The 16,261-nt window shown below is 41.2% G+C and carries 19 protein-coding genes and 3 pseudogenes; 15 read left to right on the top strand and 7 right to left on the bottom strand.

Going from position 1 to position 16,261, the window contains the following annotated elements:
- Window positions 1–3 precede the first annotated feature (3 nt).
- From WA1_RS25660 to WA1_RS60245, 5 genes and pseudogenes are all read left to right on the top strand, one after another.
- Window positions 4–1,035, top strand: a complete 1,032-nt coding sequence (locus WA1_RS25660) for a hypothetical protein (RefSeq protein ID WP_066613029.1) — start codon at window positions 4–6, stop codon at window positions 1,033–1,035.
- Between the two features lie 206 nt (window positions 1,036–1,241).
- Window positions 1,242–1,493 carry a hypothetical protein gene (locus WA1_RS25655; RefSeq protein WP_148662770.1) on the top strand — a complete coding sequence of 84 codons (252 nt, stop codon included), beginning with the start codon at window positions 1,242–1,244 and terminating at the stop codon, window positions 1,491–1,493.
- A gap of 329 nt (window positions 1,494–1,822) precedes the next feature.
- A complete protein-coding gene (locus WA1_RS25650; RefSeq protein ID WP_158516698.1) occupies window positions 1,823–2,152 on the top strand; it encodes a hypothetical protein in 330 nt (109 codons plus the stop codon).
- A 17-nt stretch (window positions 2,153–2,169) separates the two neighbouring features.
- Entirely contained in the window at window positions 2,170–2,445 is a 276-nt protein-coding gene (locus tag WA1_RS25645; protein ID WP_017739652.1) for a hypothetical protein, read from the top strand.
- A 285-nt stretch (window positions 2,446–2,730) separates the two neighbouring features.
- Window positions 2,731–3,492 (top strand): annotated as a pseudogene (locus WA1_RS60245) (ABC transporter substrate-binding protein); the annotation flags it as partial.
- 116 nt (window positions 3,493–3,608) lie between these two features.
- On the opposite strand, the pseudogene WA1_RS60240 reads toward WA1_RS60245, so the two are convergent.
- The 3 genes and pseudogenes from WA1_RS60240 to WA1_RS53230 all read right to left on the bottom strand — a co-directional run.
- Window positions 3,609–3,725, bottom strand: a pseudogene (locus WA1_RS60240) (hypothetical protein); the annotation flags it as partial.
- Between the two features lie 278 nt (window positions 3,726–4,003).
- Window positions 4,004–4,396 carry a transposase family protein gene (locus WA1_RS60235; RefSeq protein WP_017739655.1) on the bottom strand — a complete coding sequence of 131 codons (393 nt, stop codon included), beginning with the start codon at window positions 4,394–4,396 and terminating at the stop codon, window positions 4,004–4,006.
- Window positions 4,397–4,460: 64 nt separating this feature from the next.
- Window positions 4,461–4,780, bottom strand: a pseudogene (locus WA1_RS53230) (ABC transporter permease family protein); the annotation flags it as partial.
- Window positions 4,781–5,010: 230 nt separating this feature from the next.
- On the opposite strand from WA1_RS53230, the gene WA1_RS25635 reads away from it, so the two are divergent.
- The 5 genes from WA1_RS25635 (at window position 5,011) to folE (ending at window position 9,879) form a co-directional block, all read left to right on the top strand.
- Window positions 5,011–5,706 (top strand): aldehyde oxygenase (deformylating), encoded by a 696-nt coding sequence (locus WA1_RS25635; protein WP_017739656.1) that lies wholly within the window; start codon window positions 5,011–5,013, stop codon window positions 5,704–5,706.
- A 149-nt stretch (window positions 5,707–5,855) separates the two neighbouring features.
- Complete coding sequence (locus WA1_RS25630) at window positions 5,856–6,875, top strand: long-chain acyl-[acyl-carrier-protein] reductase (protein ID WP_017739657.1); 1,020 nt, start codon at window positions 5,856–5,858, stop codon at window positions 6,873–6,875.
- Between the two features lie 119 nt (window positions 6,876–6,994).
- Entirely contained in the window at window positions 6,995–7,975 is a 981-nt protein-coding gene (locus tag WA1_RS25625; protein WP_017739658.1) for an acetyl-CoA carboxylase carboxyltransferase subunit alpha, read from the top strand.
- A gap of 388 nt (window positions 7,976–8,363) precedes the next feature.
- On the top strand, window positions 8,364–9,089 hold the full coding sequence (locus tag WA1_RS25620; RefSeq protein WP_017739659.1) for an SDR family oxidoreductase: 726 nt from the start codon (window positions 8,364–8,366) through the stop codon (window positions 9,087–9,089).
- Window positions 9,090–9,171: 82 nt separating this feature from the next.
- On the top strand, window positions 9,172–9,879 hold the full coding sequence (gene folE / locus WA1_RS25615; RefSeq protein ID WP_017739660.1) for a GTP cyclohydrolase I FolE: 708 nt from the start codon (window positions 9,172–9,174) through the stop codon (window positions 9,877–9,879).
- Between the two features lie 68 nt (window positions 9,880–9,947).
- Here the strand turns inward: folE and WA1_RS25610 are convergent, their stop codons facing one another.
- A complete protein-coding gene (locus tag WA1_RS25610) occupies window positions 9,948–10,580 on the bottom strand; it encodes a phosphoribosylanthranilate isomerase (protein WP_017739661.1) in 633 nt (210 codons plus the stop codon).
- Window positions 10,581–10,669: 89 nt separating this feature from the next.
- Between WA1_RS25610 and WA1_RS57265 the strand changes: the two genes are divergently transcribed.
- The gene (locus tag WA1_RS57265; protein ID WP_158516697.1) at window positions 10,670–10,861 is read left to right on the top strand and encodes a hypothetical protein; all 192 of its coding nucleotides are present in this window, start codon (window positions 10,670–10,672) and stop codon (window positions 10,859–10,861) included.
- Between the two features lie 12 nt (window positions 10,862–10,873).
- A complete protein-coding gene (gene psaK, locus WA1_RS25605; protein WP_017739662.1) occupies window positions 10,874–11,128 on the top strand; it encodes a photosystem I reaction center subunit PsaK in 255 nt (84 codons plus the stop codon).
- A gap of 27 nt (window positions 11,129–11,155) precedes the next feature.
- On the opposite strand, the gene WA1_RS55380 is transcribed toward psaK (WA1_RS25605), so the two are convergent.
- Window positions 11,156–11,380, bottom strand: a complete 225-nt coding sequence (locus WA1_RS55380; protein WP_148662769.1) for a hypothetical protein — start codon at window positions 11,378–11,380, stop codon at window positions 11,156–11,158.
- A gap of 75 nt (window positions 11,381–11,455) precedes the next feature.
- On the opposite strand from WA1_RS55380, the gene psaK (WA1_RS25600) reads away from it, so the two are divergent.
- Window positions 11,456–11,734, top strand: coding sequence for a photosystem I reaction center subunit PsaK (gene psaK, locus WA1_RS25600; RefSeq protein ID WP_026134290.1), 279 nt, complete (start codon window positions 11,456–11,458; stop codon window positions 11,732–11,734).
- Window positions 11,735–12,035: 301 nt separating this feature from the next.
- Entirely contained in the window at window positions 12,036–13,229 is a 1,194-nt protein-coding gene (locus tag WA1_RS25595; protein ID WP_017739664.1) for a site-2 protease family protein, read from the top strand.
- Between the two features lie 64 nt (window positions 13,230–13,293).
- On the opposite strand, the gene WA1_RS25590 is transcribed toward WA1_RS25595, so the two are convergent.
- Window positions 13,294–13,566, bottom strand: coding sequence for a hypothetical protein (locus tag WA1_RS25590; protein ID WP_017739665.1), 273 nt, complete (start codon window positions 13,564–13,566; stop codon window positions 13,294–13,296).
- A 162-nt stretch (window positions 13,567–13,728) separates the two neighbouring features.
- Between WA1_RS25590 and purU the strand changes: the two genes are divergently transcribed.
- Window positions 13,729–14,583 carry a formyltetrahydrofolate deformylase gene (gene purU, locus WA1_RS25585; RefSeq protein ID WP_017739666.1) on the top strand — a complete coding sequence of 285 codons (855 nt, stop codon included), beginning with the start codon at window positions 13,729–13,731 and terminating at the stop codon, window positions 14,581–14,583.
- 394 nt (window positions 14,584–14,977) lie between these two features.
- Here the strand turns inward: purU and WA1_RS25575 are convergent, their stop codons facing one another.
- Window positions 14,978–16,258: a hypothetical protein gene (locus WA1_RS25575; RefSeq protein WP_066613023.1), complete on the bottom strand. Its 1,281-nt coding sequence runs from the start codon at window positions 16,256–16,258 to the stop codon at window positions 14,978–14,980.
- Window positions 16,259–16,261 lie beyond the last annotated feature (3 nt).

The following is a 16,261-nucleotide window of genomic DNA, read 5'->3' as shown; positions in this document are numbered from 1 at the left end:
ATCGTGCAATATAACGACTCCATAAATGACTTGGCTGCGCTTCTGCAGCAGCCAGCTGATTTTGACTTTCAATTGCCAAATCCAGACGATGAGGAAATTCCCGAAATGGAATTTCTTCAGCAGGTGGAAGTGGCTTTGCAAGTGTGTAACCGTTTTGACCTGCAAACGGACATTTGGCGGGGGCGAATTTTACGGGCTGTCCGCGATCGCGAGAAGAAAGACGGTGAAGGAAGGGGTTCTGGTTTTTTAAAATGGTTGAAAGAACGAGATATCAGCAAAAGCCAAGCTTATGCTTTAATCCAACTAGCCAATAGTGCTGATACCCTTTTAGAAGAAGGAAAACTAGACCCAGGGGCGATCAATAACTTTAGCAAACGGGCGTTTGTAGAAACTGCTAAAGCAGCCCCAGAAGTTCAACAGATGGTGACGGAAGCAGCACAAAATGGGGATAAAATCACGAGGCGGGAGGTTCGTCAACTAACTGATGAATGGACAGCCATGTCTTCCGATTTGTTACCCGAACCTGTGAAAACCAAAGCAGCAGAAAATGCTCTTCCTCCCCGTTATATTGCGCCTTTGGTTAAGGAAATGGAGAAACTACCAGAATCCCACCAAGCAGCGATACAGAGGGAAATAGCACAAAATCCCGATTTAGATACTATCAAGCAAGCTACGACAGAAGCCCGTAACCTGGCAAAATATTTAAAAGCAGCTGCCCAAGTCCAAGCGCTGACTTCTGAAGAAATTGACATTGAAACAGCACTTATAGAAGCTCAAAGAGTTGGTTGTTTGAATGTCGCGGCGGATTTGGTTAATCAAGCTTCTCAACTCGAACAAATGATTGGTAAGTTATATATGAGTTGGAAGCGAATTGGTAGCTTAGCAGACCGCCTTTACGTAGATACGGGTGCTAGTACACCCCATTTGCGATCGCTGCTTGAGTGTTTGGAACCTCTTGGGAGTGAAGTGATGGAATTACACCTTGGGGGACCAGCTGAACGGACTATCCGCTTGCAAATTCAGGAAACAAATTAGGAATCGGTGCAGAATGAAAGAGGGAAGACGAGGAGATTGCTGTTAAAAGAAATGACGTAGAGACGCGATTAATCGCGTCTCTACGGGTTTCAGGTAACGCATAATTAATTTTCGGAGACGTTCAATGGTTTGTCCTGACGAACTTACTGACTTTCTTGCTCTTTATAAGAAAAATGGCTGACAACCCGAAATTTGGAGATTTAAAAATGATTAACCTTTCTACAGAAACAAAACTCACCAAAAAACAAGAAAAACTAAGAGCGATCGCCTACAGTATGGATTTGTTGCTACCAGGATTTTATTTTTGGTGTCCATACTTCAGCATAAGAATTGGTGGTGCAATACCTGATGATAACCCTTACAAATATCCTGGTAAAATTCATGATTCTACAGGCATTGCACTAGTGCTACTTGGATATCGAATATTTACGACGTATCAAGGTAGCTATGACGCTTGATAAGCACAGGATACAAGGATTATCAGCGTTTACTACTAAAATATTACCATCTGGTGAATTTGAAAAAAGGATGATTAACGCTGGATACTACGAAGTAGGAAGCGCGCCCGCCCAAGCTAGCAGGGTAAAAGTATGGTGGTCACACGACACTTATCCAAGGGTTGAATCTATCTACAGTTCTGATAGAAGTATTGTTATTACTGCCTATCACGTATAAAACTAAGCTACATTAGAAACAGGAATATTTATGTTTTTTTACCAGACATATGGCAGGAATGGAAGTGAGCTAGCAAATTTGCTACACCCTCTTGTATGTTCAGTCCTCCTTTTTGGCAAAAATAGCTTCACCTCAAGTTTGGAAAGAAAATGAACAAGATATCTCTCAGGCTGTCATTGTTCTTTTTAGTTGCCTGAGTATCGATCCCTTCACAGCCTCTGGCTTTTGGAGAGAAGTTCTAAGCAATACAAGGGATTCTCTGGAGAGCGAGCCTCAATTGCAGGCTGAGATTGAGAACCAGCTGGAAACCGAGCTAACAACGAAGGATAATTTGCGTCAGATACTGCGATTGCTTGGGAAAAAAGATAAATACTTAGTGCTGCTAGTAGACGACTATGATGCTGCACTACGTGAAAACCCAGAAATGAAAATAAGTTTTTAGATGACACCGGACGTAGGGTGAAAGTTGAATTAGTTCGTCGTTGGTTGCTGAAAAAGCATCCACTACGGGAAGCGATACGGGAATTGGAGAAACTAGAACCACAAAAAGTTTTGCCTCTGTTACAACAAGCAGAGGAATTTCAGCAACAAGGTGACATACAGAACACTGTGATTACTTACGAGCAGATTTTACAAATTAACCCCAATCATTTTAGTACGTTAAGGGCTTTGGCAAAACGATATGCGATCGCAAACCAATACGACCAAGCCATAGAATTATTCGCACGAGCTTAGCAGTTCGATCCAGTCCGTTCCAAAGACGAACTGTTGTATACCAGGCAAACTTACGGACAAATATTGTTCTCTCAACAAGAATTAACACGGGCAAAGGTACAGTTTCGTCAGATTTTGGAAATTGACCCAAGTAACACTCAAGCACGGGAGAAACTGACAGAGGTTGAAAGATTAGAAATAAACTCTGGTGCCGATCAAGTATTAGCTTACTCAAGATTAGAAATAAACCGTGGTACTGGTCAAGTATTAGCTAACCAAAGTACCCAAGCTGCAAGTATCACTTCTATGACTCCATCTTGGCGGAGGCGAATTGTGTTTGCCAGTATGGGAGTGATATTAGGAGCTACCCTTGTTAGTTTTGGTGTTTATTCTTGGTTGTCAGTCCCTTGTCCAGTAGGTCAAGTGAAGTCATTTGTTACTCGCTGTGCATTAGATCAAACAAAGATAAGTCACGGTGAGCGAACCTTCTTTCCTAGTATTCAAAACACTGCTCGCGAGGAAGGTATTAAAGCTTTTCAACAAGGTAAATACTCTGAAGCTGCTAAACTCTTTAAAACAGCCGTAGCAGCAAATCGCTCCGATCCAGAAGTGCTAATTTACTACAATAATGCGCGAGCTCGTCAGCAGCAAAACTCTTCTTTAAGATTAGCAGTAGTTGTGCCAGCAAACAATATAGATCAAGCTCAAGAAATATTGCGAGGAGTGGCGCAGGCACAAAATCAGTTCAATGAAATAGGGGGATCAAATGGTCGATTACTAGAAATCGTTCTGGCTAACGATGATAACAAGCCCGATAAAGCTAAACAAATAGCGCGGGAACTGGTTAAGAACTCCTCTGTGTTAGGAGTTATTGGACATACCTCTAGTGATGTTACCAACGCGGCATTACCTGAATACGAACAAGCTAAACTAGCCGTAATTTCTCCCACCAGTACCAATCCATTTTTAAGTAGCAGTGTTTTCTTTCGGACTATTCCTTCTGATGCAGCCTCTGGAAAAAAGCTAGCAGAATACACTAGAAAATCTCTTGGTTTAAACAAAGTTGTGATTTTCTTTGTTTTTAAAACAAGGGGCTTGAGGGTTCCGTCTTTTTTGAGGGGACAATGCGTCGTCAACTTATCTTCTGCTTTTAAAATTGTAAATTTATTACCTTTTAAGCTATCAAAAATTTTTTCCCTATCCTCAACGTTTAACTCTAATGCTGTTTTCTTTTCTGTTATTCTAGCTTGGTTTAATTCTTCATGTATTATTTTGCGAAGATGGAACCTATCGACCGTAATGACAGCGTTTGGGCAAATCTTATTAATTAAATTTTTATAATTTCCGGTCAGATCCAGACCTTTCTTCTTCTATCCGTTCTAAAACTTCTTCTCCCCACTTTTTCATATTACTTTATCTATCTTTCTTTTACTAACCCTATTAATCTCCCTGAATCTGCAACTCAGAGTACAACAATAAATTTTCCTTGCCCTTTTACTAAACTTATTTCATCGATTCCTAACCTTCTCAAATTGTTTAGGTTTATTGGTAATATATTTTTAGCTACATCTTCAAGCATTCACCTTGACTCTTCATCGGTTAATCCATTATTTTCCGCCACATTACTGACATTACTACTAATAAGTTGTTTAACAATATTTTCCGCGTATCGATGCGTATATGTCTTTCTCGCTCCTACAAAATCAAGATTTTCGTTAAACGTTTTTCGGGACTTTTTACATTTAAATCTTCGTCTATTTACATTTAATATTACTTCTTTATCCCCCATCGGTAAATCTTTTACTAAGTAACTTTGATTTTGGTGTAAATGTTCTGACTTCTTACCGCACTGCGGACATATTGCGCTTTTCGTCTTTTTACTTACTGATAAAAATAAGCTCGAACCCTCTTGTAGACTTGATTCTACCACTACATCAGACAAATTTAATAGTTGAGTAAGGACTCTTTTCATAATTAATTTTACTTAAATGCTGAATGAATATTCTAATATTTTAGCACGTTAAGTACGCAAGAGCCGTATTTATGAGGTGTCCCCACTTCAAAACGAGAAAGACAGGAACCACTAACAATTGGAAGGGGATCGCCAAAGTTGCCAGGACAATGAGTAACAGGGTTTGCTTCCCTTGAAACTTCAACCTCGCTAACGCGTAACCAGCCAGTGCTGATGTAGCACTTTGTTCGTCTGTTACACCATCGCGACTAGAGTAGAATTAACGAATGCCAGTAAAAATTTACCTCGTCGCCAAGCTTCTTGGTAATTTGCCAAGGAATTGTTTGTGTTGGGTAAAAACCAAAGCCCAGAGCCAGAAGACGTAAAGGATGTGAGAAAAACCACCTTCCTCCTGAATTCCTGACTTCTCCTATGGACGAGCTTGAGATAATGCTGCCAGCAAAGGTTAATCTATTAACATATAGACTTGTTAAGTTAAATTAAACCACAGTTACCAAAAAGCTATTAGCTATCGGTGATGAGTTTTCAGCCAAAGTTAACTGAAAATTATATGTTCTCCGAGCCTTTGGTGAAGTTGGTATCAAATGATTCACAGCACAGGAGTGAACAGTACCATGCAGCAGCTTGCAGCTCAATCGGAAATTGATTTTCACAGCGAAGTGTACAAGGACGCATATAGCCGGATTAATGCGATCGTAATTGAAGGGGAACAAGAAGCCCACGAAAATTACTTGGCACTCGCTGAACTGCTGCCAGAACAAAAAGATGAACTTATTCGTCTATCCAAAATGGAAAGCCGTCACAAGAAAGGTTTTGAATCTTGTGGACGCAATCTTCAGGTAACGCCCGATTTGCAATTTGCTAAGGAGTTTTTTGCCCGATTGCATTCCAATTTCCAAACAGCAGCTGCTGAGGGGAAAGTTGTAACTTGCTTGCTCATTCAGTCTTTGATTATTGAATGCTTTGCGATCGCAGCTTACAACATTTACATTCCAGTTGCCGATCCATTTGCTCGTAAAATCACTGAGGGCGTCGTCAAAGATGAGTACAGTCACCTTAACTTTGGGGAAGTTTGGTTAAAAGAACATTTTGAACAATCAAAAGCAGAATTAGAAGCAGCTAACCGCCAAAACCTACCTATTGTTTGGAAAATGCTCAACCAAGTAGAAGATGATGCTCGTGTCCTAGCAATGGAAAAGGAAGCTTTGGTAGAAGACTTCATGATCCAATACGGAGGAGCACTTAGTAATATTGGTTTTACAACCCGTGACATTATGCGTCTGTCAGTTTACGGTATCGCCGGGGCATAGGGAATGGGGCAGTGGGCAATGGGCAATTACATATTGAATAGCTTTAAACTATTCCTACTTCCTATTCCCTACTCCCTACTCCCTACTCCCTACTCCCAACTCCTTACTCCCAACTCCCCATACAAAGGATACGCCTAACACAATAGTTCATGTTTGGTCTAATCGGACACCTTACTAGTTTGGAACACGCGCAAGCGGTAGCTAGAAACTTAGGCTACCCTGAATACGCAGAGCAAGATTTAGATTTTTGGTGCAGTGCTCCGCCCCAAATCGTTGATAATATCACTGTGACTAGTGTTACCGGTCAAAAAATTGAAGGGCGGTATGTAGAATCCTGTTTTTTGCCGGAGATGCTGGCATCGCGGCGGATCAAGGCAGCGACACGCAAAATCCTCAATGCTATGGCTCACGCTCAAAAGCACGGCATAAACATCACAGCTTTAGGAGGGTTTTCCTCAATTATTTTTGAAAACTTTAACTTAGAGCAATTTGGACAAGTCCGCAATATTAAATTGGAGTTTGAACGTTTCACTACGGGCAATACTCACACAGCGTACATTATTTGCCGACAGGTAGAACAAGCATCTTTACGCTTGGGGATTGAACTATCGAAGGCGACTGTTGCTGTGTGTGGGGCGACAGGAGATATTGGCAGTGCTGTTTGTCGGTGGTTAGATAAAAAAACCGGTGTTCGAGAACTTCTGCTAATTGCTCGCGATCGCGAGAGATTGCAAAACCTGCAAGAAGAACTGGGTCGTGGAAAAATCATGTCCCTGGAAGAAGCATTGCCCCAAGCTGATATTGTCGTTTGGGTTGCCAGTATGCCCAAAGGCGTGGAAATTGACTCCACTGTTCTGAAGCGACCTTGTCTGCTTATTGATGGCGGTTATCCAAAAAATCTAGCAAGTAAGATTCAGCATCCTGATGTGTATGTCCTCAACGGGGGTATTGTCGAGCACTCTCTTGATATTGACTGGAAAATCATGCAAATTGTCAATATGGATGTGCCTGCACGTCAGTTGTTTGCTTGTTTTGCTGAATCAATGTTGTTGGAATTTGAGAAGTTATATACTAACTTCTCTTGGGGGCGAAATCGGATTACCGTAGAGAAAATGGAGCAGATAGGTCAGGTGTCGGTAAAACACGGATTTAGACCATTGCTTGTTTAGTTAGTGGTTAGTTGTTAGTTGTTAGTTGTTAGTTGCTAGAAATTTCTACTAACTACCAACTACTAACCACCAACCACCAACTACTAACCACCAACTACTAACCACCAACCACTGTGAAAATGGCAACTACTGAGCGTAAACAGCTACTGTTAGATTTTGAAAAGCCGTTAGCCGAACTTGCTACTAGAATTGACCAAATTCGGCAACTAGCGGAAGAAAATGGCGTCGATGTGACCAGTCAAATTCGTCAACTAGAAGCACGCGCCATGCAACTGCGGGAAGAAATATTCAGTAGTCTGTCGCCGTCGCAGCGATTGCAAGTCGCTCGTCACCCACGCCGTCCCAGTACTCTTGATTACATCCAATCCATAAGTGATGAATGGATGGAGTTGCATGGCGATCGCAGTGGTTCTGATGACCCTGCATTAGTCGGGGGTGTAGGTCGTTTGGGTGGAAACCCTATCGTTATGTTGGGTCATCAGAAAGGTCGCGATACTAAGGACAATGTTGCCCGTAATTTTGGTATGGCATCTCCAGGGGGCTATCGCAAAGCCCTGCGATTAATGGAACACGCCAACAAGTTTGGTATGCCGATTTTAACTTTTATCGACACGCCAGGGGCTTGGGCGGGAATTGAAGCCGAACATCAAGGTCAAGGAGAAGCGATCGCTTACAATTTACGGGAGATGTTTTGCTTTGATGTCCCCATTATTTGCACTGTCATTGGTGAAGGCGGTTCTGGTGGTGCGCTGGGTATCGGTGTAGGCGATCGCCTCTTAATGTTTGAACATTCCGTTTATACTGTTGCTACCCCTGAAGCTTGTGCTGCCATTTTATGGAAAGATGCCAGTAAAGCACCCCAAGCAGCAGTTGCCTTAAAAATTATTTCACACGACCTCAAGAACTTGGGAATTATCGACCAGATATTGCCCGAACCTGTTGGTGGCGCTCATTCCGACCCTTTACAAGCTGCCAATACACTCAAGCAAGCTTTGTTGGACAACTTGGAGAACCTCAACCGCTTTACCCCTCAAGAAAGACGTCAACTGCGTTACGAAAAGTTCCGCAAGATTGGTGTTTTCACTGAAGTTGCTCACTGATAGGACTCAGATGATTTACTAACTTAGCAGCAATGCTATAATTGCCTGTGTTACTTAAAGATTTTTAACAATCTTTTAGGTCACAGGCATTGACATTTTTAGCCAATAGTGGATAGTCAACGGTCAATAGTAGTAAACACTCTTTTGACGTTAGGCTCTTGACTGTGGGCTAACGGTGAACTCCCAGGGTGAGATAGCGTTTTCTAAGCGAAAGTTTGCTGTCGTTACTCAGAAAACGCGAGACAGGAAGATTGAGATATATGGAGTCTAGCAACTACCATAAAAAATTCAGTGGATTTTTAGCTTTGTTTAATTTATTTGAACCGAAAATTTTTCATCATCTAGGTGGCAAGGCGGTTTAGTAACCGCAACAAATTGGGGAGATCGCATGAGTGTTGAGCAGAAACCACGTGCTTTGATTACTGGGGCAAGCAGTGGCATTGGCAGAGAAACTGCTTTGGCGTTTGCACGAGCAGGTATAGATGTAGCCCTAGTGAGCCGTTCCATAGAGAAATTAGCAACGGTTTGTCAAGCAGCAAAGCACTCTGGAGTAGAAGCAAACGCATATCCTTTGGATTTGTCTTGTATCTCTCTAGTGCAACAAAAGATGCAGGAAATAGCCAGTGATTTTGGGGATATAGATATCTTGGTAAATTGTGCTGGTATAGGTTACACCGGCTCTTTGAGTGAAACTTCCCTATCCGACTGGAATCTGGTTTTAAATTTAAATTTAACCAGTGTTTTTCAGTGCATTATGGGAATTTTACCAGGAATGCGAGATCGTGGCACAGGCACAATTATCAATGTTTGTTCAATAGCTGGCAAACAAGCATTTGCCAATTGGGGTGCTTACAGTGTTAGCAAAGCAGGTTTGATAGCTCTTTCCCAAACTCTGGCACAAGAAGAACGTGCCCGTGGTATTCGCGTGACTGTTATCCATCCTGGTGCAGTCAACACAGAACTATGGGATCGAGAAACCGTCAATGCTAACTTTGACCGATCAAAAATGTTAACCCCAGAAATTGTGGCTCAATCAATTCTTCATACTGCCTTACTACCACAGCAAGCAGTTATTGACGAATTAATTCTTATGCCTAGTGCTGGTGTTTTGTGATTTGTCCAGTGACCAGTGACCAGTGACCAGTGACCTTTTGACCAATAACCAACTTTCAAACCTTTACATAGACTGTGACATCATGACTATTGCTCGTTCCAACGGTACCAATCGCTCTCAATCTCCTCTTATTCCTGATTTAACGGAGTCCATTACCCCAAGACCAGATCGCAATACTCACAACGGGCGGCAAGCTGATTTGCATCCCCAAACAGAGGAGCAGATGGAGGAGATGATGGAAGCCGTGAGAACTTTACTGGTGGGTGTTGGGGAAGATCCAGAACGTGAGGGATTGCTGAAAACACCCAAACGGGTAGCAGAGGCAATGCGGTTTCTGACTAGCGGTTACAACCAATCGTTAGAAGACCTCGTAAACGGCGCTATTTTTGACGAAGGTCACAACGAGATGGTACTTGTACGCGATATCAATTTATTTAGTCTGTGCGAACACCATATGCTGCCGTTTATGGGAAGAGCGCACGTTGCCTACATTCCCAACCAGAAAGTCGTGGGACTGAGTAAACTTGCCCGTATTGTTGAGATGTACTCCCGTCGCCTCCAGGTTCAGGAAAGGCTAACTCGCCAAATTGCCGAAGCAGTTCAACAGATTCTAGAACCCCAAGGAGTGGCTGTTGTCATTGAAGCTTCTCATATGTGCATGGTCATGCGGGGCGTACAAAAACCTGGCTCTTGGACTGTCACAAGTGCATTGCTAGGTGTGTTCCAAGAAGAACAGAAAACTCGTGAAGAGTATTTCAATCTGATTCGCCATCAAGCATCGTTTTTTTAGGGAGTAGGGAGTGGGGAGTGGGGAGTGGATGAGATATTTTGGATTTGTATTTTCCTACTCCCTACTCCCTATTCCCCATTCCCCAATCTCTCAAACAACTTCGCTACTTTATCTAAATCTTTATCCCCAGGAGCGCGTTCTACTCCACTAGAGAGGTCAATGCCATTGGGATGAACTTGATTCAAAGCGTCAAGAATGTTGTCTGGAGTTAATCCTCCTGCTAAAAACCAAGGGCAAGCAGGACTAAATTGCTCCAGTATATCCCAGTCTAAAGTTTTACCCGTACCGCCTAGTTGTTGTGGATGGTACGCGTCTAATAGTATAGTATCTATATATGCTGTATAATGAAGTACTTTGTCTATGTCTTCAGTATTGCGTATTCTCAAAGCTTTTAAAATCTCTATATCTGGCAACAATTCGCGTAACTGTAAAGCAAATTCTGGAGATTCATCTCCATGCAGTTGAGCGCCAGTTAATCCAGAATCGATCGCTGTCTGCTTAATTTCTTCTAGGGTAGCATTGGCAAAGACTCCTATTTTATCTACTTTTTCTGGCAGTTGTTCTACGATCGCCCGAATTTGTTCTACTTTGATATAACGGGGTGAAGATGGGACACAAATAAATCCCAACGCTGTAGCACCCAAGGAGACAATTGTTTTGCCTTGTTGTGGTTGAGTAATTCCGCAAATCTTAATTCGCATGGCATTTTGTAGATACTAGTAGTAATTAATACAAAAAAGAAATTGTATAAAAAAATTACAGTTTTCCCCTTTATGATTTTATAATTCTTGTGGGTTACATAAAAAGCGATCGCCATCTAATACCATTTTGGATTTTAGATTTTGGATTGAGAAAGCCTCACCTAGGCTTGCTCTTATCTAATCTATCTCTAGCATTCTTTGTCCAAATTGGTACGACCATTAGCGAGCGACCTTGGTTGATTGCTAATGGCTGTTGGCTGATATGCTTGTTCGTTGTCTGAAGGAGAAAACGCTTGACTTTATTAACTTTACTAGCAGCCGCCGCAACAGTTCCCGCAACACCGGAAATCAATACTACTGTGGCAACAATCATCAGCGTCAGCTGTTTAGTATCTGTTTTACTAGCAACGAGGATTGAAAAGCCTCAAGTTGGTTTGAAGCTGCCTATACTACCCCTAAGTATTCCAGCATTCATCGGTGCTATGTGTTTTGGTCATATTATCGGGGTTGGCATCGTACTAGGTTTGACCAACATTGGCGCTATTTAACAGTGACCAGTGACCAGTGACCAGTAATTAGCGACTATGGACTGGTGACCAGCGATCGGTAACGAGTGGTCCACTACACCAACTTTGCGGAGCAAGTTTGCTCAGATCCCCGACTTCTTCAAGAAGTCGGGGATCTTGCAGGTTAAGTACTCTAGCTAAAGGGGGAAATTCATTCCTCTCCCTAGATGGAAGATTCATTACGTCGTCAGAAGGAGCATAAACAAAGGTTGTAGAGACGCGTTTATATGGCATACTTGAGCTTCATACGGAGCAAAGTTGTATTGCGCCTCTACACCAGGAACTTTACATTTTGCCGGAGGACGAGTAGTGATTTCATCTTTGTTATTAGCCGTTCAATCTACAACTCCCAACACTGGTGTTGGTTTGAACTTTAGCGAAACAATAATTATTGTTGTCAGCAGTCTATTAGCTCTGTTCATTATTCCTAGAGTAGTTCGCTATCCCCAAGTAGGTCCCAAAATGCCCCTTCCCTTCCCTTCCTTGTTTAATAATCCCAGTGTTGGTACATTCCTCGCAGCAATGAGTACAGGTCACCTTATTGGTATTGGTGCAGTTTTAGGCTTGACCAATCTTGGTCGTATTTAGATTTTCACAATTTCAATAGTTATTAATAAAGTTGGTAGGTCTTTTTACTTGCGGATTAATCCATAAGGTAAGAAGACCTACCACCTTTTGTTTTTAATTCTTAAAATGCTCAGCCCTATTTGAGATTTGTTCGCTAGCAGTAATTGTTTATTCTAGAGATAGAGCATCACAAAAGTGCAATTGCCGATTTTTCCAATCTCAATCTGGAATTATTGGTGGGACAAAACTATATAAGTAAAAAAAATCACACATAATATATGTTTTCGCTTAGCTGTAAACGTCTAGATTTTGGGAAAATATGATGCAAACAAATTGGAAAATCGGGTCTTTATTTGGAATTCCACTCTTTTTAGACCCTTTATGGTTTGTCATATTGGGGCTGGCAACCCTTAACTTTGGGGTAGCCTACCAAAAATGGGGTCCTGTTCTGGCTTGGAGTGCTGGAATTGTCATGGCACTACTGTTATTTGGTTCGGTTTTGCTGCATGAATTGGGACACAGCTTGGTAGCGCGATCGCAAGGTATAAAAGTCAATTCCATCACCTTGTTTTTATTCGGTGGAATTGCTGCTATCGAAGAAGAATCCAAAACCCCAGGAAAAGCGTTTCAAGTCGCAATTGCTGGACCAGTGGTAAGTATTGGGTTGTTTTTTCTCTTACAGTTGTTGGTAACTGTTTTGCCAGAAAATAGTCCTGCTAGCGTGATGATTGGGGATTTATCGAGAATCAATCTAGTTCTGGCACTTTTCAACCTGATTCCAGGTTTGCCTTTAGATGGGGGACAAGTGTTGAAAGCCGCACTGTGGAAAGCAACAGGCAATCGCTTTCAAGCTGTGAAGTTAGCAGCAAGAGCAGGGCAAATTTTAGGTTATGGTGCGATCGCTCTTGGCATGGCAGTCGATTACTTTACAGGAGAGTTAGTTACAGGCTTGTGGATAGCCTTATTAGGTTGGTTTGGCATCCGCAACGCCAGCAGTTACGATCGCGTCACTGTCTTACAAGAAACCTTACTGAGTTTGGTGGCTTCCAATACCATGACACGTGACTTTCGTGTTGTAGACGCCAATCAAACTTTACGTTCTTTTGCCGATGTCTACTTGTTAGATGGCAATCCTTCAGAAGTTTATTATGCTGAATCTGATGGACGCTACCGTGGTATGGTTTCTGTAGAGGATTTGCGTTTGGTAGAAAGAAGCCAGTGGGAAACCCTAACTGTACAAAGCATCGTGCATCCTCTCACAGAAATTCCCAGCGTCACTGAGTTAACTCCTGTTGTTGATGTGATTAACAAGCTAGAAAATGAGCAGTTACCGCGCATTACCGTACTTTCTCCTGCAGGTGCTGTCTCTGGTGTCATCGATCGAGGAGATCTCGTCCGGGCTTTAGCTCAAAAGTTAAATTTGCGGGTCACAGAAGCCGAGATTAAGCGTATCAAAGAGGAAGGAAGTTTTCCTCCAGGTTTTCAATTGGGCGTTATTGCCAAATCCATACAATGAGCTTGTAATCTTGGTGAGTGGTTAGTAGGGGCGCAGGCATTGCGCCCGTACAGTGAAATTTTACCTACTTATCCTGCAACCTAGATCTTGAAGAAATGAGCAACGAATCAATAACTTCCTTATGTTTTTGATGAAACTTTAAAACCTCCAGATATGCCAAAGGCACTATGACTGGCCAGAAAACGGTAGCTATGACCAAAATAATCATAGAGAAAACCCTTTCTTCAGAACTCATTTCTGCATCTGCTATAAAAAAATCCAGCCATTTTTGGAAGAAGGAAAAAGCCATTATGAAGTAAAATATAATAGTTGCATAAAGAAGAATTATTGACATCATAATAATTTCAATATAACGAAAACTGAGTGTAGCAGTCTTGTTGTTTTACAAGTACGCAATATACATATTATCTTCAGAGTCATTAATTAAGAAACCTTAAAAATACTTAATCATCGTTTTTTTCTTGCCTGCCACCTCAATTATGTCGTAGCATGAGTCATCATGACTACTCCCACAGCAACGTTGCTTATATCTTGCCCCGACCGACGGGGACTGGTGGCGAAAATTGCCAACTTCATATACACTTATGGTGGCAATATAATCCACGCGGATCAACATACAGATTTTGCATCTGGGTTATTTCTCACCCGCATTGAATGGCAATTAAAGGGGTTTAATTTGCCTCGCGACCTAATTGCACCTGCATTTAACGCCATAGCCCAACCTTTAGAAGCCAAATGGGAACTCCACTTTTCTGATACTGTTCCCCGTATTGCCATTTGGGTGAGCAAACAAGACCATTGCCTGTTTGATTTGATTTGGCGACAACGGGCAAAAGAATTTACTGCTGAAATTCCCCTCGTTCTTAGCAATCATCCCGATTTAAAAATTATTGCCGAGCAGTTTGGCATTGACTACCACTACATCCCAATTAACAAGGATAATAAACAAGAACAGGAAGCCAAACAGCTAGAAATCCTACAACAGAATAAAATTGACCTGGTTGTCTTGGCAAAATATATGCAAATTCTGAGCCAAGAATTTATAGTTCAGTTTCCCCACGTGATTAATATTCATCACTCATTTTTACCAGCTTTTGTTGGTGCCAATCCCTATCATAAAGCTTTTGAAAGAGGGGTCAAAATTATTGGAGCCACAGCACATTATGTCACTGCCGATCTAGACGCAGGACCAATTATTGAGCAAGATGTTGTCCGCGTCAGTCATCGAGATGAAGTTGAAGATTTAATTAGAAAAGGCAAAGATTTAGAGCGAATTGTGCTAGCTAGGGCAGTGCGATCGCATTTACAAAATCGAGTTTTAGTTTATGGGAATCGGACAGTTGTATTTGAGTGAGTAGCTCGTCACAATTAAAATGAAATAGTCATTTGTCATTTGTCATTTGTGCAGCACTGGACTCACCGCAAGGTAAGGACTATACAAAAAATACTTTTCTAAACATCTGCGTTTGTCTGCGTTCATCTGCGGTTTCATATCACTCAAGTACCAAAATTCTGCAATAAGATCATTTAATACTTGTGTCAAGCAATAGACAAGACCTGGAAGCGCTGGAATGGTCAGAGGGTTTAGGACAGACCAAAATGCGGACAGTTTTAAAAGATTTGGGCGAATATAATTCGCTACTACACAAACAAAGTCCGCCTGCGCGGACTTACTGAAAATCAATGTTTTGAAACCCACGTAGGTGGGTTTTGCCTGTATAGCCGCGATTTCTAATCGCAAAGGCAAGTTAGGGTTTTGAATCTGATTTAGAAGAATTTTCAATTAAAAAACCTAACAGATAAGTCAGTGTAGCCGCACCAAAAGAGAACAAAGCAATAATGGCATCACGAGGTAAAATACCGTCTAACCAACTACCTTGAATGCGAGAAACTGGAAAATCTTTATCTAAACCGATTTGAATTTGTTTAGTTTTCCCAGAAATCCGAACTTCTATACCCTTTTTGGGATCGATTCGCAAGTTACGTATACGTTGTATATCCAGAGATATATCAGGTTTCTCCCCCATAAGAAACTGATTGGCTTTAATTTCTCGTTCTTGTTCTACCATGCGGATTTTACCTTCTACTATTGTAGAAACAGTGACATCATCACTAATGTCACCAGTCCTATTTCTACGTTGAAAGTACACATCTTTAGTATCAAATTTTTCTTGAAACCACTGATTGGGATCGTTGGGAGAAGATTCCTCTGCACTCAGATAAATCTTATTATTTTTCTTAATCTCTAAATTTAATTCTTTACTTTGTGGAGTCAATATAAATTCTAAGGGTTGTTGCTTATCTAACTGACTAGCATTTATTCCAGAAATATCATAATTTTCTAGAATAACTTTAATAGGGTTTTCTCCTAAGTAAACCTTTAATTCATTTGATTGTGTTTGACTAGAATTTTGTTCTAGCTTAAAATTAAGTCTATGTTGCTTTTTCAAAAGTTGATATGTTAACTCAGACACTTTGGTATTTGGCAAAATACGCAGTTCTTCAATATCTATTTGACTACGCTTTTTGCTGTCATTTGGTTCTATAACTAACTTACTATCACTATTTTTAAGCTGAATTTTTAAGGGTTTATTGAAATTATTAAGTTCCGAAAAAGAAGTACTTTGAAATTTACCTATAAAAGTGATTTCATTATTAATGATGCCCTCAACGTCAAGAGTTTGCATACCCCTTATAGAATTGAGAAAAAGTTTTTCTTGTCCACCATTATAAGTAAAACTAAGCTCTTCAACAGTCAGGTTACCTTCAAATATATGAGTTTTCGGAATAATGGCAGCAAGGCAAAGAAGACCAAAAACTACAAGGAGAAACAAAACAAAAAGAACTGCTTTTTTAGCAAATAAATAGTTTCCTACCTGACTCCCTTTGTTAACAACTAATGCTGAAATAGTTTTTATAACCGACACTACCCACGCCATAATAGTAGTTATGGCTTTCCAAATTCCCCGCAATACCCAGATTGAGAAAGAGAGAAGTTTTTGCTTAGTCTTTGGTGGTCGATGCGCCATAAT

Origin of the sequence: Scytonema hofmannii PCC 7110, assembly GCF_000346485.2 — a bacterium.
Lineage (GTDB): Bacteria > Cyanobacteriota > Cyanobacteriia > Cyanobacteriales > Nostocaceae > Scytonema > Scytonema hofmannii.
This window is presented reverse-complemented; position numbering and strand designations above follow the sequence as displayed.